Here is a 19401-nt window from a genome sequence, read left to right on the forward strand (position 1 = left end):
GGGGACGATGGCGGGCAACGACAACTTCGTGATTGATCGCAGGCAGTTCATCCTGGGAGCCTCCGCCGCGCTCGCTGCAGGCAGCTTCAGCCTCATTCCGACAAGCTTCGCGGAGGCAAAGTCGATCGGCGGGATAGCCGTGGGTGGAAGGCCTTCCGCTGTTGCCGCACAACCGAGCGCTCGGCTGCGCTTCACCGAGAGGCCAATGCCCATCCCGCCGGGCTCCCTCAGCGGTGGGGCGGCGAAGCTGCAGGAACTGAGCGAAGAGGCATTCTCACTCATCCGGTTACCCGAGGCGAACGAGCAATTTCCGGGGATCGATGGTTCGGGTATGGCGGCGGCTGTAATCGACACCGGCGTGCGGCCAACACACCAGATGTTTGTTTTGCAGGGCGATTCACGGATAATCAAGGAGCGGAATTTTTCATCGGAGAACGGCGGATGGGCCGATGATGCTTGGGACACCCACGGGCATGGCAGCCATGTCGCGGGCTTGATTGCCGGCCGGGAACTGGTGGTCGGGGGATTTTCTTCCGGTGGTGTCGCGCCGGGTGCCGGTCTGGTTTCGGTCAAGATACTCGACCGCAACGGCACAGGCGACCTTGCGGCGCTGGCGCGCTCCCTCGTATGGCTGCGCCGCTGGAACGGCGCAAACGGACGCACCGTGACGGCAGTCAATCTGTCGCTCGGAGACCCCGGCAACTACGTGTCGGAAGCGGACGCGCTGCGCCGCAACCAGATTTTCCGGACGATCTCCCGCGAAATCGACCGTATGATCCGGCAGGACGTGGTGGTGGTCTGCGCTGCTGGCAATGCGTATCACTACTACCAGGCCGAGGGCTTGGCCTTCCCAGCAATCATGCGCCAAACGGTATCGGTCGGGGCGGTGTTCGATTCCGATCTAGGTCCTTACACGCACCCGAGCGGCCTGTGGTCCGCCAACGCCGCGGCAAACAAGATCGTCCCCTATTCGCAGCGTCTGAGCCTAGCCAATCCCGGCGGAACTGCGGTCTTCGCGCCCGGAACCCACCTCATCTCGGCGAGCCACCTCTCCGATACCGGCCTCTCCACACTTCAGGGCACCAGTCAGTCCGCCCCGATCGTCACCGGCGCGGTACTGCGGGCGCAGCAGCTCTACAAGTCTATTACCAACCGCCTGCCGGCGCCGGCCGATGTCCGATCCTGGCTAGTTCAGTCCATGACGACACTTGATGATGGCGACGACAGTGTACAGAACACCGGAAAGCATTTCCCGGTACTCGACCTGCCGCAATTCCTCCGTACGGCGGAAATCGCCGCGCGCTTGCCGTAGCTTCTCAGGTGAGGAACAGTTCCGCTTCCTCTATTGCTGCACGCCAGTGTGTCGTCGCAATGAACCGAACGGCAGGCGGCGGCTGCAACGGCCGCAGCATTACGCGAAGCAGTTCCTCCGCGTCTAGCGCCTTCTGGTCCACCCAGTTGGCGCGGGCCCAATCAATCAGTCGCTGCGCATCGTCCCCTGTTCGGCCGTGGCTCGATGACTCCCTGACAATCTTCTCGAACTTGCGTTCGCGAAAGCACCTCGACCTGGCCAGCTGAATCAGGGCTGCTGCATCCTTCTGCCCTATCATGCCCGCTTTTTCGGCAGCCTTGAGGGTAGCCCGGATGTTGACCAGGACATCGACCAGCGGCGCGTATCCCAGTTCCTCCGGCGCATGCAGGATCGCGACCTCGTCGTCACCGGTCAATTCGCCGCTGCGGTAGCCTTCGAAGATCGCGCCAACTCCAACCATGCCGAAAGGGGCAAGCTCCGCGGCACGCACGGCGCCGATGCTGGCAGCGCCGCAAACCGGAATACCCCGCGAGAGCGCAAAGAGGATCTCGCGGTGCAGGACAGCCGGCACGGTGCCATAGTATCCGTCTATGAGTCCGATCGCGGACACTCCGTCCACGACGGCGGCGTGGATCTCGCCACGCCGGGCCGGCGGGCGGTAGTCAAAACCGGCTATTTTCTTAGCGTCCGCCTGCGCAAGAGACGGGCCGACAAAGATGCGGATCGAGTTCATTGCTTCCGCGCAGCAATTCGTGCGCGCACACCTCGCGCGTATTCCGAGTGGCCCGGCACTCCCTCAGCTCCCGGAACGATCACCCGGACCACATGCACGCCACAGATACCTAACGACAGATCGACTACCACAATCGAACAGCCAAGTGCCTCCTCAACCAGGCCTCCAAGCGCATCAATCGAAGCGTTGCAGGAGGAGGGAAGCACGGAGCCTGCGACACTCGTTTCCAGGAGGTGCAGTTTGGCCGACACCAACTGCGTGTCGATGTCTAGGTAGTGGTCAAAATAGAGGTCGTCGCGCGTTCCGGCGATGACGGTTGCGCGGGTCTGGATGGCTTCCAGCAAGGCCGCCAGCAGCGCCGCCTCGCCGCCTTCGCGGCAGGCGCTGCCGGAAACGAGCTTGACGGGTGAGTGCAGGGGCTCGCGTTTATCGACAAGCGTCACGTAGATCGCCGGCACGCCGAGATCGGAGGTGATGTTCCAGGCGTGCGGCTCGATGTCGACAGATCGTAGCCGCTCCACCACCCGGCTGGCGTCGCCCTCGGGAAGCGCATCAAAAGCAACTCGCCACTTCATATCAGTCCAAAGGCCGGCGGCCCGGAAAACCGCCTCCGCATCGCGTTCAAGCACCTCCAACAGGGCATGCAAACCGGAATCAGCAAAGCTACGACCGGCGCCGAGGCCGTTCGAAGAGCAAAGAAAGACGCCAGGTGACGCGCGGCTGGGCAGGCTGTAGTCGGTGTGGACGCACTCGAAGGGCACGAGGGCAGCATCGCCCGACAGGGTTTGTCCCCGGATCCAGAGAAAGCGTTCGTAGGCGCCCACGATACGGCCGCGAACGCGCGGCAGAAGTTGCGGGTCGACCGCACCTGCGTCCTTCAATTCTGCATAGGACGCGTAGTGCAGCGGCCGGTCGATGTTCTCGCCGTGATAGCCTTCCGCCGCTTCCATCAGAGCCGAGCTACGGGCGCCCGCGAAGGTCAGCGCCTTACCTTGGGCAACGCAGTAGCCTCGCGAGAGCGGCCGCACCGCCATGGCAACCGGTATGCCGATACGGTCATACCCCGTGAGGTCCCCGATGCGGGTGACGCCGATGGCGGCTTCGATGTCGATCATTGATCGCCGTCAACGTCGCCAAAATCGTCGTCGAAGTCGCGGATTTCTTCCATCAGGTTCCAGAAGCGGCCTTCTGTGAAGCTTGTAATCGTTCCCGAGAGGTTCGGATTGGTGTCGGTCGCCCCCGCCACATACGCCGGCGAGACACCATCGATATCGTCGCCGCCCATGTCCGTGCTGTCCCCGATCGAGCTTAGAATATTCTTCACGCCAATCAGCCTGGGCGATGGTGAAACCCGCACCCTCTTCGCTGCCGTTCCCGCTTGTTTCGGAGCGTGGCCAAACAGAGCCTTTTCGGCCTTCTGCTTTTTGGCTGGCATATTTTTGAAGACCTCGTACTTGTCCAGGTGCTTCTGCGGAATGAAGTACACGGCATTGTTTCGCGCTAACCGTACCAGCACGCCCGCAACAGACGTTGTAGTCGTTGGCTTGGAAGGCAAGTCGCCCTCGTCCCACTCGTTCTGCGTGTCGAGGTCGTTTTCGACCATGCCGAGATAGCCGAGGTCCGTGAAGCTGGCGATGGTGCCGGTCGGCAAGCTCGCGACCGGCGCGGGCTCTTCAAAGACTTCGCCGAACACCGCGCCGTGAATGCCGACGGTACGCCTGGAGCGGTTTAAGGCTGTTTGATACTTGCGCCAGGCCGCCATGTCGCCAGCGAGGTCACGCCAGGCATTTTCAGGGACTGAATAGTAGCTTCCAACCACTTCGGACCAAGCGAGACTATCGGTAATGAGCGTCTTCGTCCCGCCCGCGGCCGAAGTCACCTTTTCGGGGATCGAAAACACGCGAAAATCGCTGATTGGCCTTCGTCGATTGTTGCCGTTTCGGGATTTGACTTGAAGGAAAGTCAAGGCTTTCATTTCGTCACTCCGACTTGGCCAAGATTGCTGATCACATCCTTGCGGCTGGACTATGCTCAGTGTAGTCGATAGCCGGCTGTGACGCCAGCAGCGTAAGCGCAGTTCCGGTGCCACCTTTCGCGGGTGGTTGTGAGCCGCGATGTTCGAAGCCTTTGAGGACTTCGACAGGGATGACGATTTCAGAGCTTACGCTCAAATCCAGCGATCCCGAGCCCGCGCGGCGGTTTGAGGTGTTTACAGGTTCCGGCCGGCGGCGCGAATGGCTGCCGGAGGAGAAGGCGCGGATCGTGGCGGAAAGCCACGAAGCCGGCGAGAGCGTGAGCGCGGTGGCACGCCGATATGCACTTTCCCCGCAGCAGCTGTTCGCCTGGCGTCGGGCCGCTCGTATGCCGTTGGCGGAATCGCCGGCGCCCGAACCGTTGTTTTGTTCCGGCGGTGGTCGCGGAGCCGAAGTCGGAGTTGGCGGCCACGCGGCCGGCGAAGCAGCAGAAGCGGAAGGCCGCGCGCGACGCCGGCATGATCGAACTGGCTCGGTGACCTTAGATAACGACACCTCCTTCGCCCGCCACATGCTGCTGCGCGGCATGCTCTCCGCCATGACCCATTCCTGCGACGCCTACGCCAGCTGGCAGAAGGGCGGGGTCGAGAACGCCAACGGGCGCATTCGAAGATGGCTGCCCCGAGGCACCGACCTCGAGGAACTCGACGAAGCCGACATCCACGAGATCGCCATGACCATCAATCTCACCCCGCGCAAATGCCTCGGCTATCGGTCCCCGGTCGAGGCGTTCCTTTCGGAACTTGGCAGAGACGTCGAGATCCGCTTCGCTTAAGCCGTTGCGCTTCGCCAAGGAAGCCACCGCCACCTTCTCCGGCGAACATCATCGACTATCTTCCCGGCTGACATCCGCAGGAATTGTGGGGAACGTCTTCGATGCTATGGATGAAGATCGTCTCAAGCTTTATAGCCGTGAGGCGAGGGACCTCTCCGATCCGGATAGGAGCTCCGCACGCGTCGAGATCCTCGTACGGCTGCTGGATCGAAATTGCCGCTTGAGCTCACCAGCCGACTTCGTGCCCGCGGCCGAGCGTTTCGTTCGTGCCGCCTTGTTGGACCGCCTGATCGCCTGGACGGCACTTGAACGCCACGGCTCTGCTGTCCGGACCGGAATGCTGTCGCTCCGCTTCAACCCCTCTGCCCGGACGTTGAGCGATCCGGATCTGTGAACCGACATTGAAACCAAGGTCTGTCGTGCGGGAGCATGTTTCGACCGCTTTGCTTTCGAGATCACCGAGACCGTCGCCGTCACCAGCTTCGAGGTTGCCCAGCACATTGTGAATTGTCGCTCAGGTGCGCCGCGCAGGCTGCAGGATCAGTCTGGACGGTTTCGGCGCCCGACGGAGTTCGTTCGACTTACGCCGGGGGACAACAAGTCTCAATGAAGGTTGTCGGCGGCCACGTCACCGTAGCCGGGCGTTTCGATACGAACGCGATGCAGAGGCAGACGCGTCTTGTGGGTCCGTCCGCACGACCACGGTCTTGACTATCGCCTCGATGTCTTCGCCAGGCATTCCCACCCGTCGAGCATGGTCACGCAGAGACGCCATGTCCTTCGCCTCGGAGATGCAGATCGTCCCCAGCCGGCCGTCGCTCTCCGCGACGACATAGGAACGGATCCAGCGCACCTGATTGGCCATTTCCTCATCACCGATGCGGGCCGATTTCGCGGCTGTCTTCTCGAGTTCGGAAGTATCGGCCCAAGCGCTGCGACGGCGTATGGCAAACAACTCCATGTCCAGTTCCTCCACCTAGAAGCTCCGTTGTCGCGCATGTGGAGTGTAGCACCTTCTGCTGCGGAAGTACCCAGAGAATGAACCCGGCCACGTCTCGGCGGCCGGGTTCCACTGAACGAAGATTGCGGACGCCTCATTGAGGCCGTTCGGCGACCGGGACCATGATGTGCGCGTAGGGCGTTCCTTTCCACATTACATATGGGACTCCCGCGTCCGGATCCGTTGGAATCGCCTCGAGAGCTGCGGGATCAGGAAGGATCACCATCAGGTGTGGGCCTTCTGTCACCCACTCGTTGTCGGGTGTTGCCTCCATGGCGAATGGATCGATGTTGCTCGCGCCTCCGCCGGGCATGTCGCCTGCGAGCATGTAGGCCAATCCCACGCCATTCGGCTGGAAACTGTCCTTCTTGTTCATCCAGGCATCAGCCCATCGCATCCACTCGGAATCGAGGCACATCGGTCCTGGACCACCTTCAACTCCGGGGAAGCAGGTATACGCGCCATCTCCTTCCTTAAGCGTCTCACCCTCCATCGTCATGACTTTGGCGTTCGCCGCTATTTGTGGCGGCGCAGCGCTGAGGGCATCACCGATGATGGCTTGTGTGTCCTGTCCAAAGACCGGCAGAACCAACCCGGCCGAGAAAGCCGGTACCAACGATAGCGCCATTCTAATTCCGGACATCGCGATCTCCTCCCGCGAAGCCAAGGTGGGCTGCGGTCTCATTGCTAACCGCCGCCAGGGGTGAAGTCACCCGATGGATCGATCTCACAAGTCACCCTGGCCGTGATCAATCCGGTTCCATTCTACTCCTCCGGTCTGAAGATGAACAGCTTGCCGAAGCGTCATGTCTGGTCCGTGAACTTCTTCGCAGATGTCACCGCATGAGAGGAGTAAGTTTCCCCTGTGGGCGGATGATCCTTCTGAATGGAGGCTGCCGTGGAACAGAAGCTCGACCTAAACGAGAAGCAGATCGAAGCAAGATTTTTGTTCGCGGATCTGTCATTCTGCGCAGGCGTGCTGCTGGTGATGTTCATCGCCTCGCTCTTTTGAACCGCAGCCGCCCGGGTCGAGAGTTCGGTACCGAGCAAAGAAGGCGTCTGGACTGCCCCCTCACTGGGCTTGAAGTCCGGGCCACCTTCATCATGTCAAGAGCCGTGATGAGCGCGAAGGACTGGTCGAGCAGTTCGTTCATCCGCGGTGAAATAGTGTAGGGATCTTCCCCTCTTGCGGCGATAGTCCACCACACTGCAGTATCGCGATGAAAAACCCCTTCTACGATCTTGGCTTCACGGTCTATGAGATCGAGTCGCTACGCACACGACGATATCGGGCTGGTAGCTTTCGGCCGCAACGCCCTCGTCGCGTAAGCGGCCTTCTATGCGGCGCTCTGGCGGATGCCCGTTCCATGCTGATGATCCGCCGCCGTGCGTGGATTATCCGAGTGGAGACGGGAGCAGCCCTGAAGGAGAGCGGCATCTTCAGCCCAGGGAATCAGCACCGCCCCTTCTTGGCCTGTCCAGGAGGGCAAAAGCCTGGCTTTTTGGCTATCCCAGGAGGCAGCGCCTCCTGTGCGCGCGACGACCTCGGGACCTCCGTGGGATCCGATGAACCGTGATGCTCACCGTTTTGCCATCCTCCGTCTGACCAGCGGCGAACCCACCGGTCGCGTTCATCATACCAAGGTTGATCCTGGTAGTTCCGGTCCCAATAGCCGCTCAGATCAAATCGGATGACGGGAAGGCCGGTGGCGCTACGTCTCCCCTCGATCCGCGCCCGACGTCCGCCATAACGGGCCTCCAGATGTCGCCCGCTCACCCACCCCCTGACGCCAGACCAGTTGGTGTCGCACCATTCCCAGTCCCCTGTGCACCCATAGACAGAGACTGGTTCATCGACGGGAACGGTGACAATCTCTGGAAACTCGATCGATGGGCCAGCTCGGAGGCTCACATTAGCTGTTGTGTAGGCGTCCGCGGCCGCAGCGATCGACGACACAGAACTGGCTGCGAGTATGGCCCATATGACTTTGCGGAGAAAAACCATGAACCGGCTCCTTGTTGCCTATTCTGCAGGCAGTAATCTCCTGGAGCGTAGGGGGTTCCGTACCATTGCAGCTCTGCCTCCGCTGTTCGCAGCCGCGCTCCTAATGGTCGCCACATTCCCGCCTGTCTCCCTCGCAACCGCTGGAGAGATCGGATCGATTGCCGCTCGCTCTCTGCCGTCGACGGTGACACGATCTAGTGTAACGGCCAGAATATGAGGATCATCGGCGAGGGGCGCCGAACGTCTCTGGGATCGATACTCCGGAGATCGGCCGTGCCATTACACGACATACACGGCTGCTCGGGGAACAGGTCAAGCTCCGGCTGTCGGAGTTGATCAACCTGCCCGGTGCCGTGATCGAGGACTCTGGTGGCGAGATAGCCATCCTAGACGAGAGCGACCGCTACGCGGTGGTCATGGAGCCCTGCGGCAGTGGCGGACGGAGGAGGCGCGGTGATCCGGAAACGGCACTCCGAGCCGACTGGGACCGCCGTACGAATTCGGAACGACGAAGGAGGCGCACGACTGGAGCTGGAATCGTAAGGACGTTCTCTACTACTGCCTGCATTGCTGCCTCAACGAGAAGCTCGCCGCCGAATGGGGCGGACACCCGCCCTGCGTTACCGGCTACGATCCCGACGCATCGAAGCCCTGCGCGTGGTACTTCTACAAGCGCGCTGAGGATATTCCAGAATCTTACTACACGCGAATCGGCCGCACGAAACCCGCTCCCGGCACCGGCAGATACTGACCGCCGCCGCCGTCGCCGACTGTTCAATCGTCGATACGCGAGCTCGCAGATTCTACAAAAGTGGAGAAGGTTAGACGTCAGGCCCGTTCCCTCCGCCAGACACCCTTACCAACTCATTCTCCTGCTCACGCCGAAGCGAAAATTTGTTGTTGTTTCCGAGGGATATACGGCAAGGACTGTTCACCTCCCAATCTTCGGAAGCCGCAATTTCGTTCTCTCCAGCCCCATTTTCTCCAAAGCTGGCAACTACGCCGATTTGGTGGACAGCTTCTAAGTGACAGATTTAGCTAGCTTTTCCGGATCCACGAACTCGCGTTGGATCTCAGTCGCTGGTGACACGGAAGCGACCCAGAACGAACCAGAGACCGACTTGCAACGACGGCAAGAAGGCCGTGTCCGGACATTCCGGTCTTGCTGCCAAGGATCAAACAGCTACCGTCGAGCGGGGGTGACCCCACCGGCTAGTTCCGACCACATCATGGCCGCTATCCGCTCCGGTCTGCATTTCTGTGGTACGCTGAAATAGCGGACGCTACGGCTCGCTTCTGAGCACGAGTGCTGTCTTCGTCAGTCTAAACGACCGCCTTGAGGGCGCTTTTTTCCCGTTCGCCGGAGGAGTCTTGGAGCAACGCCGGGCAACAGTTTCCCGATCCGCACCTCTGGTTCATTGCTGATGGTTGAACCAAGATTGTGAAAGGCAGGAACGTTTGGGTTTCCTGCCTTCCAGATGCGTTCTTGAGAAAAGCGTCGCGTGGCCGGCGGCCTTCGCGGCCGCAGACGGCACGCTCACGTTCTCGAGCGCCTGCTTGCGTCCCGGCCATGAAAGCTGGTGATTGACATGATCTCCGAGCGGGTGATGCCGATATCCCGCAGCATGTGGTCGGGCAACTCGTTCAGGTGAGCCCGGTCGTTATGCAGGCGGACGCAGCGCTGTACCATTCGGGCGCCGGCTAGGATCGCGTTTGCGGTGGAGATCGTCGCTGGAGAGGCAGCAAACTGCTGGTAGGTGTTCATGATCGTGTTCATCATCTTTTCTCCGTGTCTGAGGCGCGACTGCCGCGCCTTTCACGGAGCTTTTCGCTCCCCATCGTGAGAACGACCGTGTGCATGAGCATCGAAACTCTCCGCAGGGAGGGACAATAAAAACGCCCCGCCAGTGGGCGGGGCAGGGAAAACGCTCAGTCGATGGGCGGGCGAGGCATCGAAACGGAATTGTACGCGTCAGGCGAGTGGCACGGTGTAGGTCATCGCCGTGCCCTGGAGGCAGACCTCGCCGGACCCGTTTACGATGGTCGTGGCGAGCATGCAGATCGGCTTGTCCTCGCGCACGCTGGTGACCTCGACGCGCGCGAAAATCTCCTCGCCGACGCCGACCGCCTTCACGAAGCGCCATTCGACGCCGAGGAACACCGTTCCCGGGCCGGGAAGATCTTCGGCGACGAGCGCGTTGAGCAGTCCGGACGTGACGCCGCCCTGAACGATCAGGCGCCCGAACACCGAGCGCTTCGCGAGTTCTCGGTCATAATGGAGCGGGTTCCGGTCCCCGGTCATTTCCGTGAAGGCGACGATGTCGGCCTCCCGGGTCACACGTCGGCGCTCGGCAGTGGCCCCGACATGCGGCTTGCCGAAACGAGTCTTCGTCCAGGGGGACAGGATGGTGGATTGGATCATCGTTCTCTCCTTTGAATGATCGGGATCATGCGGTCTGCGCAAGCGGCGTCTGATCCCCGGCCGATCGCGTGCACCGCTCACGAGCCGCCAGAACGGCGGTTTCCGGCTTCATCGCCTCGCTGAACCGCCTGTGCCGTCCCGGCAGTTCGTCCAGCGTTCCGTCGAATGTCGCGATCGCGTCCGTGGCCTCGAGGATCGGAAGCACAAGCTCGTTCCGTTCCTGCTGGAAGCGCCTCAGCGCCGCCTCGTTTCCGGCGAGGAACGCATCGGCTGCGCCTTCGGCGTCGCGCAAGGCATCCGAGATGCCGTGCGAGGTGATCGGATCCCGGAAGAAGCCGGCGTCGCCCACGAGAACCCATCCGGCGCCAAAGGCCTGGCGCAAGTGCCCCGGCGTGCCGCGAAACGCCCTGAGCGGCGTCCGGTCGTTTGTAGCGACGTGCTCGGCGAGTCCGGGGTCCAGGCTGCGCAAGATCTTCATGCGGTTGCCGGCAATGTCCAGGCGGATCTCCGCATCGTAACGCGCGGTCGGAACGGACACGCCGACACAGGCCAGGCCGCCGTCGGTCGGAATGAAAGCTGCCCCCATGCCGAGGTCGTAGTACCAGTGGTAGCCTTCCATGCGGGGCATTTCGGCGTAGCTGTAGATGTGCGCGGCGGACGTCCGACCGCGGACAAGTGTCTGCGCCCCGGCCTGCCGGGCAACGAGGGAACCGACGCCATCGGCGCCGACCACCCAGCCGGCCGAGACCGTCCGACTGTGGCCACCGACATCCTTCAGAACGACCTGCCGGATTCGACCGGAGCTGTCGGAAACGAGGTCCTGAACGACGACGTCATGCACAATTGTCGCGCCGGCGCTGCGCGCAGCGTCGACCAGCATGCGGTCGAGCAGCGTACGGCGTGGTGCGACGAGGCCGGGCAGGCCCGGCTCGGCACGGATGGGCACCTCGACTTTTTCGGGTCCGTAGTGGAAGGTCGTCGATGTGACGACCGGTGCGCCGGCGGCAATGATCCTGTCCAGCAATCCCCAGCGCTTCAGCTGGAGCACCGCCGGGCGCATCAGCGCGTGCGTGGAAAGCGTATCGGATCCATAGCCCTGCCGGTCGATGGCAAGGACCCGTGCACCGCCTTTCGCGAGCAGCATGGCGGTGGCCGCGCCGGCGCAGCGCGCACCGACGATGATGAAGTCGTAGTCGGACTTCAGCTCTGGAATGTAAGTCATTGTCGTCTCCTCAGGCGGCTTCTTCGCCGCGTTGTCCAAGAAAGGAAGAAATCTGTCCGGCGAGTACCGCCGCGTCGGTGCCGACGCCGCCGATGAAGTTGGAATCGCGCTTGCGTAAAAGCCGGTAGCCGAGCGCAAAGAGTCCCGGGACGGGTGTCACGCCCTCCCTGTGAACAAGCTCGCCGTCGGATCCGAGGACAGGTGCCATCAGCCATGGGAACGAGCGCCGGTAGCCGGTCGCCCAGACGACGGAGCGGATGTTCTCGGCCGCCAGCGAGAGGCGTCGCGGCGTGCTCTGCGGGAGCGAAACCGGCATCCGTGCCGATCCGCACCCGCCTTCTCCGACACCCGCGAATGTATCGATCCGCTCGAGCAGGCGATGCATCTTGGCTTCCGCCGCGATGACGTTCACCGGCAGGTCCGGGGCGAAGGCGACCGAACCGCCCTCGGCGGCGACGAGGCGGCCGGCCAGCCGAACACCCCTCGACTGAAGGGCGGCGAGATCGACGCTCGCCCGGTCGGGCCGGCCAGCAAGCTGCAGGGACGGCTGGCGCATGGCCGCAGCAGGATCGGCGATGTCACGCGTACGCTCGGCAAGCACCCCCATGCGATCGAGCCACCAGAAGATGTCGCAGCCGCGCCAGGTCCGGGGCAGCCGCGTGTGGCGGCCGACCGAAACCACCACCTCGCGCCCGGCGGCGCGCAGTTCGTTGGCGATCTGGACCCCGGATGCCGACGCGCCGACCACAAGCACGGCGCCGTCGGGCAAGGCCGCGGGACAGCGGTACTCTGAGGAATGGATGTTTGTGGCGACGCGCTCGGTCGCCCGCGCGATCGCGGGCACCAGGGGCTGATCGCACTGGCCCGTGGCCACGACGACGCAACGCGCGCGCCAGGTGCCGCGGTTCGTCGCAATGCGGAAACCGCCGCAGTGCGCGGCCACGGATTCGACCATGGTCCGCGTCAGGACCGGGGCGGCGAAGGAGGCGGCATATGCCGGCAAGGACGCCGCGAAGTCGCTGCACGGCATGAAACCGTCGGGCTCCGCGCCGCGATAGGGGCTTCCGGGAAGCGCGTTCATCCAGTTCGGCGTGAGCAGCCTGAGGCTGTCCCAGGCGTGGGTCTTCCAGCGGCTGCCGATCTCGTCGCGCTCGAAGACGAGGTGGTCGATGGCGCGGTCGCTCAGGCAGCGGCTCATGGCAAGCCCCGCCTGGCCGGCGCCGATGATGGCGACGTCGGTCGATAGCATCTTCATGTCTCCGGAGTTGGGGAGGCCCGCCGCGGTGGCGGACCTCCGTGGGAGTGTCGGGCTACTGCACCGACTTCATGCCGACCGAGACCGGCACTCCGTTGGTCAGCACGTCGAACACCGCCGACCGGGCGGTTGCCTGCTCGACGAGCTGTTCGAGCTTCTCGCGCGGTGCATCGCCTTCCACTTCGAAGCGGATCGAGATGTTCTGGAAGCCGTTGCGCACCTCGTCCGTGATACCGAGGATGCCGCGCAGGTCGATCTCGCCCTCGATGTGGGACTGCACCTTGGTGAGCTTGATGCCGCGGGCGGCGGCGATGTTGCCGATCCCCGCGGTGAGGCAGGTGGCGAGCGCGTGGAGCAGCCACTCGACCGGCGTCGGCCCGTTGTCGGCACCGCAGAGCACGGCCGGGTGGTCGCCGTCGGCAAAGAAGCTGCGTCCGTGGCTCTGTTCTCCGCCGGCGCCGTTGAAGCTCTTCATGGCGCTGCGGCTGTGCGTCCCCGAGATCCACTCGTTGTCGGCGCGGAACTGGAACTTCGCCAGTTCCGGCTGCCCGGCGACGACGTTGATGGTGGCGAGAAGGGTGGGCGTATCGACTCCGTTGAGCGGCGGGCGGGGAGCCTTGGTCTGGACCTGCATGGATGTTCTCCTGGTTCGAGGTTGATGCTCGGGAACGCGTCCCGTTCAGACGGAGACTGCTTGAGGGCCGACCGTGTGAGTGACAGTGGAAGCGATAGTTGAATTGCCAACGGCTTTGTGGAATACCGCAGCTAGGCGCCGTTTCGGCTGGCGGCCGGCACGCTCTGGCGAACATCGACGCGTTCATGAGGCCGGAAATGCTGACTTTGAACCTGCTCGGGGAGTTGGAAGTGCTGCGTGACGGAGACCGCGTCGCGCTGCCTCCGTCGCGCAAGACACGCGCGCTTCTTGCCTACCTCGCCTCGACCGGGCGCCAGCATCGCCGCGAGCGGCTCTGTTCCATGTTCTGGGAAGTCCCGGACGATCCGCGCGGTTCGCTGCGCTGGAGCATGAGCCGGCTGCGCCCGCTCGTGGACGAACCCGACAGCTCGCGCATCGTGGCCAATCGCGAGTCGGTCGCATTCCAGGCGAATGGCGCCGAGATCGATCTCCTTGCCTTGCGCTCGCTCGTGTCCTCGGGGCTGGAGAAGCTATCGACGGAACAGCTCGAGGCGGCAGCGGCGCGTTTCCGCGGCGAATTCCTCGAAGGCCTCGACCTGCCTGCCCAGCACGAGTTCCAGGCCTGGTGCGTGGCCGAACGCGAAGACCTGCGGCGTCTGCAGATACGCATTCTGGAGGAACTGAAGGAGCGGCATACAGGCAACCCGGAATCCGCCCTGGCCGCAGCAAGGCAGCTCGCGCAGGTCGACCCGTTCAACGAGGCGGCCCGGGCCGACCTCCTGCGCCTGCTTGCCAGGACCGGCCGTCAGCAGGAGGCTGAAAGCCATTTCGAGACTGCCGAGCGGCTCTTCCGGGAAATCGGCCCCGAAGCATCGCAGCGGCTAGCCGGCGCCTGGCGCACGATCCGCCGCGAAGCGGCGGGAGAGCGTGCCCGCGCTCCCTTGGCGATCCAGGGGCCGGAAAGGGTCGAGACACTCCCTCGGGACGGAACCGGAGCCGCCGAAGCCCCTCCGGCACCGTCGGCCCTCGCCGATGCCGCCCGGTTCGTCGGCCGCGAGCGCGAAATGGATGCGTTGAAGGCGGTGGCCGAAGCGGCGGCCAGCGGCGGCAGCGCGAAGGTGGTCGTGCTCATGGGCGAGGCCGGCATCGGAAAGAGCCGCCTGGTACAGGAATTCACGGCATCGATGCGCCGGCGCGGTGCCGGGCCGATGATCGGACGCGCCTACGATGCCCGCCTGTCGACCGCGCTCGGCCCCTGGGCGGAAGCGGTCGGCGAGCTTCCCCTGGCAGAGACGGACGAGGAGGCCGCCTCGGGTCGGGAGAAGCTGTTCGCGGAAGTCGCAAAGCGGGTCTTCGCCGGCGAAGGCCTGCCGATCCTGGTGCTGGACGATTTCCAGTGGATCAACGAGACTTCGGCGGAACTGCTTCACCACGTGGTGCGCAGTGCGCAGGACCGGGCGCTCCTCGTGGTCCTGACCGCGCGCGACGGGGAACTACCGGACAACATCCCCGCCAATTCGGTGCTGCGGTCCCTGCGCCGCTACCGGCTCGTCGAGGAGATGGTGCTCGACCCGCTTCCGCCCGAGGACATCGTGCGCTTGGTGCAGGGGGTGTCGAGCTTAGCCGATGCCGATGCGATCGTCAGGCTCAGCGCCGGGAATCCGCTCTACGCGGAAGAACTGGCGCAGAACGGCGCCGACCGCGCGGGCACTCTTCCCAGGACGCTGAAGGAACTCGTGCGGGACCGCATCGAACGCCTCGGGCCGGAGGCCTCGGATCTGCTGAACTGGGCCAGCGTGCTGGGCCCGGTGATGAAAGGCGACACGCTGCAGACGGTAGCCGGCTACGACCTCCAGGACTTCCTGGAGATTTCAGACAAGCTCGAGCGCCACCGCCTCCTCGTGCCCGTCGATCAGGTGAGCGGACAGGGCGCCTACACTTTCGCACACGAACTGCTGCGCGAGGCGATCTATACCGGCCTGTCGGAGCCTCGACGGCGCGTCATGCACCTGAAGATCGCCCGTGTCCTTCAGCAGGCCCCGGGCGGCGCATCGGCGCTCGACATCGCACGCCATGCGGCCGCGGGTGGCGACGGACGGATGGCGGCACGCGCCTGCGTGCTCGCAGGCCGCCACTGCATGAGGCTCTTCGCGCACGGCGAGGCGATGGCGCTGGTCCGCCACGGGCAGCATTACGCGGAGGCGCTGCCGGATCCGGACCGTCTGGACTGCCTGGTCGACCTCGCCGAAATCGAACTCCGGACAAGCCGCCCGGACGATCCGGCCAGGTTCATGGAACGCCTCGAGGCGCTGGCCGAAGCGGCGCTCAACCATGGCTGCGGCGACGCTGCCGGGCGCTGCTACCGGATGCTGGCGACGCTGCGCTGGGAGGGCGGCGCATGGTCGGACGCGCAGCGGGACACCCTGCGGGGCGAACTGGTGAGCCGGGGCGCCGACGAAAGGCAGCGCGCGGTGGCGCTCGGCGAAGCGGCGCGTTGCCTGGTGATGCTCGAACGCGACCTGCCGCTCGCGGAGGCCCTGGTTCTGGAAGCCGATGCCCTGGCGCGGCGCGCAGGCGTCGAGCCCAATGCAATCGCGGACGCGACGGCCCTGCTGAGGTGCCACCAGGGGGAATTCGAGAAGGGGCGCGACCTCCTGCGCAAGGCGCGGATGCTGGCGTGGCGCGAAGGCGATCGCGCCTGCGAGTTCCTGGCTCTCGAACATCTGCTGACGCTCGAGATCGAACTGGGCGAACTCGAAGCGGCCGCCAGCCTGTGCGAGGAGGCGGTGGAACTGGCCGCCCGCCTGCCGAGCGGCAGCGACCTTCCCTTCGCGAAGTCGCTCGCGGCGCTCTGCCGCTACGTGCATGGCAGGGAGACGACGCTCGCCGCCTTCGATGCCGCCATGGATGATCTTCGCGCGGCGGATGCGAAGCACCGGCTGGCCTTTGCCGCCATGACGGCCGCGCGCATCCTGTTCGGACAGAGCGAAAACCTTGGAGCGGAAAGGCTGGCGCTGGAGGCGCTCGCCGCCGCCACCCTCCTGGAGCGCCACAGCGACATGGTCTCGGCACTTGCAATTCTCGCCCGGATCGCCGGCGCGAAAGGCGATGGCGATGCGCGAACCGGCTACCTTGACCGGCTCGGAGAGGTGATGGCGCTCGGGGTCTCGGAGGCCGCCCTGCGCGCGGCGGAAGATGCCCTGGTGCTGCCGCACCAGGCGATGGCGGAGGCCTGACGGCGATGGCGGCGGTGGCGATGGAACGGACACACCGCAAGGCGCTGTCGATCGACGTTCTCCGGGATCTCGACCGGCAGGCCCGGTGGTGCCTCGACGTCCACCGGTGCAATCCGATCTTCCAGAGCATCACGCAGGACGGGCTGGACTCCATGTGCATCTACGATGCTCCGGACGCGGAGGCGATGCGCCGGGCGGCGACGGAACTCGACGCCGACCCGGCTCCCCGGATCTGGGGTGCGACGTCCCATTTTCCCGCCGGCGAAGCGGAAAACGCACGCCATCAGCTCCTCCAGGGCGAGGCAACCTTCGCCCTCGTCGACCGGTCCTTCGAGGACCCCATCGGGCCCGCAGCCTTCCAGGCCATGTTCGACGCGAAGTTCTCGTGCATGACCATCCACCGGGTCCGCTTCGTGGGCAGCTTCCTTTCGCTGGACAGGCGCCGGATGGCCTGCATCTATGCGGCGCCGGACCTCGAGGCGGTGCGCAGTGCCGTGAAGATCAGCGGACTGCCCTTCGATTCGGTACGCGCCGCGATCTCGCACGCGCCAGTGTCGGATAGGACCGGGCAGGCGCCAGGGTGACGCCCCTCGCCAGGAGGCAGAGAACGCCGATCACGAGGAGGTTGGCGACACCTGACGCGCCGGCTATCGCGAACGACAGGTCGTAGCTGCCCGTCAGGTCGAAGCACAGCCCGCCTTGGTAGCCGCCCGCGGCCATGCCGATCCATGCGAGCAGGCCCACCATGGCCATCGCGGTTCCCAGCCGGTTCGCCGGAACGGCATCGCGGACCGCACAGACCAGCGCAGTCATGACACCGCCAAATCCGAAGCCGTAGATCGCGGCGATCAGGTGCAGCGAAGCCTCGTCCCGCGCACCGGCAAAGGCCAGGACGGCCGCGGTCTGGACCGCCGAGACGAGAGCATAGGCTTGCAGCGAGCCAATGTGGTCGACGACCAGCCCTGTCACGACGCGCCCGGCGCAGGCGACGAGCATGGCCGTCGAAACGATCGCCGCCGCCGCGAGCGGTTCCAGGCCTTGCCCAGCAGCGAACGACATCAGATGCACGGTCGGCATTCCCATCAGGGCGCAGCAGAACAGCCCCGCCGCCGAAAGGAGGCCGATGCCGAGGACGGGATGCCCGGACATCGCCCGGTCTGCCGGAGCCGCATCCGGCGACGATGCGGGAAGGCCGGTCGTGCGCGGCTTGCGCATCAGCAGCATGGCCGGCGCGAAGAGCGCGACGTAGGCGGCTCCGAAAAGGGCGATCGCGTCGCGCCATCCGAAATCGCCGAGCAGCGACTGGAGAACCGGCGGAACCACCGCCTGCCCGACTGCGCCGCCGGCAGTGACGATACCCATCGCCAGACCGCCTTTGCCGCCGAACCAATGAGACACGGTGCTGAGCAGAGGCGAATAGAGGCACGAAAATCCGAGGAGACCTATGACGAGATAGACGGCCTGGATGACGCGGATCGAGGATTGGATGGAAAGCAGCATCATCCCCAGGCCGATGACAACGACGCCGGCGCAGGCGATCGGCCCGGTCGGGAATCTGTCTGCCAGGCGCCCGGCCAGGAGTCCGCCGGCTGCGGCGCCGAGCGACATGAGGGTGTAGGCGATCGAGATGTCCGCCTTCGGCCAGCCGAAGTCCGCCTGAAGCGGGACGACGAGGACGCTGATCGTGCCGATGCCGCCATAGGCGACCGCTAGGCCCAACGCGGCGAGGCAGAGCATGACCCAGCGGTCAGACGGATGATCCGCGCCCCGGTTCCGCATCGCGAACGGCTCCGGGTTTTCCTGAGTGGTCCATGGCGTAGCTCCGCTGTCCTGGAGCCCACGGTCGTCGCGGGCTGCAGCGGCGTTTCTCCCTTCCTCGTTTGAGCGAGCGTGTTAGGCAGGATGGTAAGTTCGGTTCGATGGATCAGTGGCGCCTCGACGGTCACCCGGAATCGCCGGTGGGGGGAATGCCGGAACCCCAATCGCCGACGCTACCACCTCGATCCCATGCTCTCGGGAAAGCACGCTTGATGGCGACGAACAAATGACCCCGATGGCCGACGCAACAAGCGATCCCGGTTTGTCAGGAGGGTCGCCAAGGGCTTCTCGGACGAATGTTTCCCAGACAGCGCCAAGTGATCCTACTGTGACCTTCGCACGCCTTCCGCGTCAGAACCGTCGTTGGCCACTCCAACGCGAGATCAATCCGCCGGAGACCCAAGCAGCACACCTCTGACCCATCTTTCCACGAGCGCGACCTTCTCTCGATCGTCGATCTGGCGATTGTCCAGATCCTCCCATGCGGCATAGGTGACGGCGTGTCCCAGCGTCGCCGCCAGGTGAGGATGATCCTCGCCGAGTGGGAAGCGGGCCGCAAGATCCTTCGAAACCGTCTCCAGAAAACCGAAGAACGCCTGCATCGGGGCCTGTAGTGCGGGAACGTCCGCTACATCGCGATGCGAGACCGACCACATGCGCCGCGTGCGGGAAAAGTAGGCATAAAGAGCACCAAGTGCGGTCCTGAACCGCTGCCACGGGTCCTCGATGGAGTTCCACGAAGCCGGATCGGGCGGGGGATTGAGACCCAGCCAATGCGATGTGCAGGCCTGGAATACGGCGGTCTCATCCGGAAAGTGGCGATAGACCGTGAGCCGCTGCACGCCGGCCTTCTCGGCGATCGCGCTGATGGTGGTGGCCCGGGGACCGATCTCTTCGTGGAGGTGCATGGTCGCTTCCACGATCTTGAGGCGGGTTTCCTCCTGCGATCGCGCGCG

The 19401-nt window shown here is 64.4% G+C and carries 18 protein-coding genes; 5 read left to right on the plus strand and 13 right to left on the minus strand.

Features of this window, described 5'->3' with window-relative positions; all coding sequences use genetic code 11:
* Positions 1-7 precede the first annotated feature (7 nt).
* Positions 8-1312: a S8 family peptidase gene (locus tag ABGN05_RS14125; RefSeq protein ID WP_367954673.1), complete on the plus strand. Its 1305-nt coding sequence runs from the start codon at positions 8-10 to the stop codon at positions 1310-1312.
* Between the two features lie 4 nt (positions 1313-1316).
* Here ABGN05_RS14125 and ABGN05_RS14130 read toward each other — a convergent pair whose 3' ends face one another.
* The 3 genes from ABGN05_RS14130 to ABGN05_RS14140 are packed head-to-tail and all read right to left on the minus strand — an operon-like array spanning position 1317 to position 4020.
* Positions 1317-2045, minus strand: coding sequence for a TfuA-like protein (locus ABGN05_RS14130; RefSeq protein WP_367954674.1), 729 nt, complete (start codon positions 2043-2045; stop codon positions 1317-1319).
* The gene (locus ABGN05_RS14135; protein WP_367954675.1) at positions 2042-3160 is read right to left on the minus strand and encodes a YcaO-like family protein; all 1119 of its coding nucleotides are present in this window, start codon (positions 3158-3160) and stop codon (positions 2042-2044) included. Before ABGN05_RS14135 ends, ABGN05_RS14130 begins: the two co-directional genes overlap by 4 nt.
* Positions 3157-4020, minus strand: coding sequence for a hypothetical protein (locus tag ABGN05_RS14140; RefSeq protein ID WP_367954676.1), 864 nt, complete (start codon positions 4018-4020; stop codon positions 3157-3159). The genes ABGN05_RS14135 and ABGN05_RS14140 overlap by 4 nt, the downstream gene beginning before the upstream one ends.
* 170 nt (positions 4021-4190) lie before the next feature.
* Here ABGN05_RS14140 and ABGN05_RS14145 point away from each other — a divergent pair, with 170 nt between their 5' ends.
* Both ABGN05_RS14145 and ABGN05_RS14150 read left to right on the plus strand, forming a co-directional pair.
* On the plus strand, positions 4191-4853 hold the full coding sequence (locus ABGN05_RS14145; RefSeq protein WP_367954677.1) for a transposase: 663 nt from the start codon (positions 4191-4193) through the stop codon (positions 4851-4853).
* Positions 4854-4857: 4 nt separating this feature from the next.
* Positions 4858-5247 carry a hypothetical protein gene (locus ABGN05_RS14150; RefSeq protein WP_367954678.1) on the plus strand — a complete coding sequence of 130 codons (390 nt, stop codon included), beginning with the start codon at positions 4858-4860 and terminating at the stop codon, positions 5245-5247.
* Positions 5248-5481: 234 nt separating this feature from the next.
* Here the strand turns inward: ABGN05_RS14150 and ABGN05_RS14155 are convergent, their stop codons facing one another.
* The 8 genes from ABGN05_RS14155 to ABGN05_RS14190 form a co-directional block, all read right to left on the minus strand.
* Positions 5482-5829, minus strand: coding sequence for a nickel-binding protein (locus tag ABGN05_RS14155; RefSeq protein WP_367954679.1), 348 nt, complete (start codon positions 5827-5829; stop codon positions 5482-5484).
* A 118-nt stretch (positions 5830-5947) separates the two neighbouring features.
* A complete protein-coding gene (locus tag ABGN05_RS14160; RefSeq protein WP_367954680.1) occupies positions 5948-6496 on the minus strand; it encodes a hypothetical protein in 549 nt (182 codons plus the stop codon).
* Between the two features lie 810 nt (positions 6497-7306).
* Complete coding sequence (locus ABGN05_RS14165) at positions 7307-7858, minus strand: SH3 domain-containing protein (protein ID WP_367954681.1); 552 nt, start codon at positions 7856-7858, stop codon at positions 7307-7309.
* A gap of 1537 nt (positions 7859-9395) precedes the next feature.
* Positions 9396-9638, minus strand: a complete 243-nt coding sequence (locus tag ABGN05_RS14170) for a DUF1127 domain-containing protein (RefSeq protein WP_367954682.1) — start codon at positions 9636-9638, stop codon at positions 9396-9398.
* A 192-nt stretch (positions 9639-9830) separates the two neighbouring features.
* Complete coding sequence (locus ABGN05_RS14175) at positions 9831-10280, minus strand: MaoC family dehydratase (protein WP_367954683.1); 450 nt, start codon at positions 10278-10280, stop codon at positions 9831-9833.
* A gap of 25 nt (positions 10281-10305) precedes the next feature.
* Entirely contained in the window at positions 10306-11502 is a 1197-nt protein-coding gene (locus ABGN05_RS14180) for an NAD(P)/FAD-dependent oxidoreductase (protein WP_367954684.1), read from the minus strand.
* Positions 11503-11512: 10 nt separating this feature from the next.
* The gene (locus ABGN05_RS14185) at positions 11513-12751 is read right to left on the minus strand and encodes a flavin-containing monooxygenase (protein ID WP_367954685.1); all 1239 of its coding nucleotides are present in this window, start codon (positions 12749-12751) and stop codon (positions 11513-11515) included.
* A 61-nt stretch (positions 12752-12812) separates the two neighbouring features.
* Positions 12813-13391, minus strand: a complete 579-nt coding sequence (locus ABGN05_RS14190) for an OsmC family protein (RefSeq protein ID WP_367954686.1) — start codon at positions 13389-13391, stop codon at positions 12813-12815.
* A gap of 197 nt (positions 13392-13588) precedes the next feature.
* Between ABGN05_RS14190 and ABGN05_RS14195 the strand changes: the two genes are divergently transcribed.
* Both ABGN05_RS14195 and ABGN05_RS14200 read left to right on the plus strand, forming a co-directional pair.
* The gene (locus tag ABGN05_RS14195) at positions 13589-16627 is read left to right on the plus strand and encodes an ATP-binding protein (RefSeq protein WP_367954687.1); all 3039 of its coding nucleotides are present in this window, start codon (positions 13589-13591) and stop codon (positions 16625-16627) included.
* Between the two features lie 20 nt (positions 16628-16647).
* Complete coding sequence (locus ABGN05_RS14200) at positions 16648-17211, plus strand: nickel-binding protein (RefSeq protein ID WP_367954688.1); 564 nt, start codon at positions 16648-16650, stop codon at positions 17209-17211.
* On the opposite strand, the gene ABGN05_RS14205 is transcribed toward ABGN05_RS14200, so the two are convergent.
* Complete coding sequence (locus ABGN05_RS14205) at positions 17129-18406, minus strand: MFS transporter (protein ID WP_367954689.1); 1278 nt, start codon at positions 18404-18406, stop codon at positions 17129-17131. The two genes, ABGN05_RS14200 and ABGN05_RS14205, sit on opposite strands and share 83 nt — an antisense overlap.
* Before the next feature lie 422 nt (positions 18407-18828).
* Positions 18829-19365 carry a TetR/AcrR family transcriptional regulator gene (locus tag ABGN05_RS14210; RefSeq protein ID WP_367954690.1) on the minus strand — a complete coding sequence of 179 codons (537 nt, stop codon included), beginning with the start codon at positions 19363-19365 and terminating at the stop codon, positions 18829-18831.
* Positions 19366-19401 lie beyond the last annotated feature (36 nt).

Source organism: Aquibium pacificum, from assembly GCF_040839445.1.
In the GTDB taxonomy this organism is placed as follows: Bacteria; Pseudomonadota; Alphaproteobacteria; order Rhizobiales; family Rhizobiaceae; genus Aquibium; species Aquibium pacificus.

Excerpts from the sequence above, each read along its gene's own strand:
- ABGN05_RS14125 (WP_367954673.1), top strand. The coding sequence starts at position 8 with ATGGCGGGCAACGACAACTTCGTGATTGATCGCAGGCAGTTCATCCTG.
- ABGN05_RS14130 (WP_367954674.1), bottom strand. The coding sequence starts at position 2,045 with ATGAACTCGATCCGCATCTTTGTCGGCCCGTCTCTTGCGCAGGCGGAC.
- ABGN05_RS14135 (WP_367954675.1), bottom strand. The coding sequence starts at position 3,160 with ATGATCGACATCGAAGCCGCCATCGGCGTCACCCGCATCGGGGACCTC.
- ABGN05_RS14140 (WP_367954676.1), bottom strand. The coding sequence starts at position 4,020 with ATGAAAGCCTTGACTTTCCTTCAAGTCAAATCCCGAAACGGCAACAAT.
- ABGN05_RS14145 (WP_367954677.1), top strand. The coding sequence starts at position 4,191 with ATGACGATTTCAGAGCTTACGCTCAAATCCAGCGATCCCGAGCCCGCG.
- ABGN05_RS14160 (WP_367954680.1), bottom strand. The coding sequence starts at position 6,496 with ATGTCCGGAATTAGAATGGCGCTATCGTTGGTACCGGCTTTCTCGGCC.
- ABGN05_RS14165 (WP_367954681.1), bottom strand. The coding sequence starts at position 7,858 with ATGGTTTTTCTCCGCAAAGTCATATGGGCCATACTCGCAGCCAGTTCT.
- ABGN05_RS14170 (WP_367954682.1), bottom strand. The coding sequence starts at position 9,638 with ATGATGAACACGATCATGAACACCTACCAGCAGTTTGCTGCCTCTCCA.
- ABGN05_RS14175 (WP_367954683.1), bottom strand. The coding sequence starts at position 10,280 with ATGATCCAATCCACCATCCTGTCCCCCTGGACGAAGACTCGTTTCGGC.
- ABGN05_RS14180 (WP_367954684.1), bottom strand. The coding sequence starts at position 11,502 with ATGACTTACATTCCAGAGCTGAAGTCCGACTACGACTTCATCATCGTC.
- ABGN05_RS14185 (WP_367954685.1), bottom strand. The coding sequence starts at position 12,751 with ATGCTATCGACCGACGTCGCCATCATCGGCGCCGGCCAGGCGGGGCTT.
- ABGN05_RS14190 (WP_367954686.1), bottom strand. The coding sequence starts at position 13,391 with ATGCAGGTCCAGACCAAGGCTCCCCGCCCGCCGCTCAACGGAGTCGAT.
- ABGN05_RS14195 (WP_367954687.1), top strand. The coding sequence starts at position 13,589 with ATGCTGACTTTGAACCTGCTCGGGGAGTTGGAAGTGCTGCGTGACGGA.
- ABGN05_RS14200 (WP_367954688.1), top strand. The coding sequence starts at position 16,648 with ATGGAACGGACACACCGCAAGGCGCTGTCGATCGACGTTCTCCGGGAT.
- ABGN05_RS14205 (WP_367954689.1), bottom strand. The coding sequence starts at position 18,406 with ATGCGGAACCGGGGCGCGGATCATCCGTCTGACCGCTGGGTCATGCTC.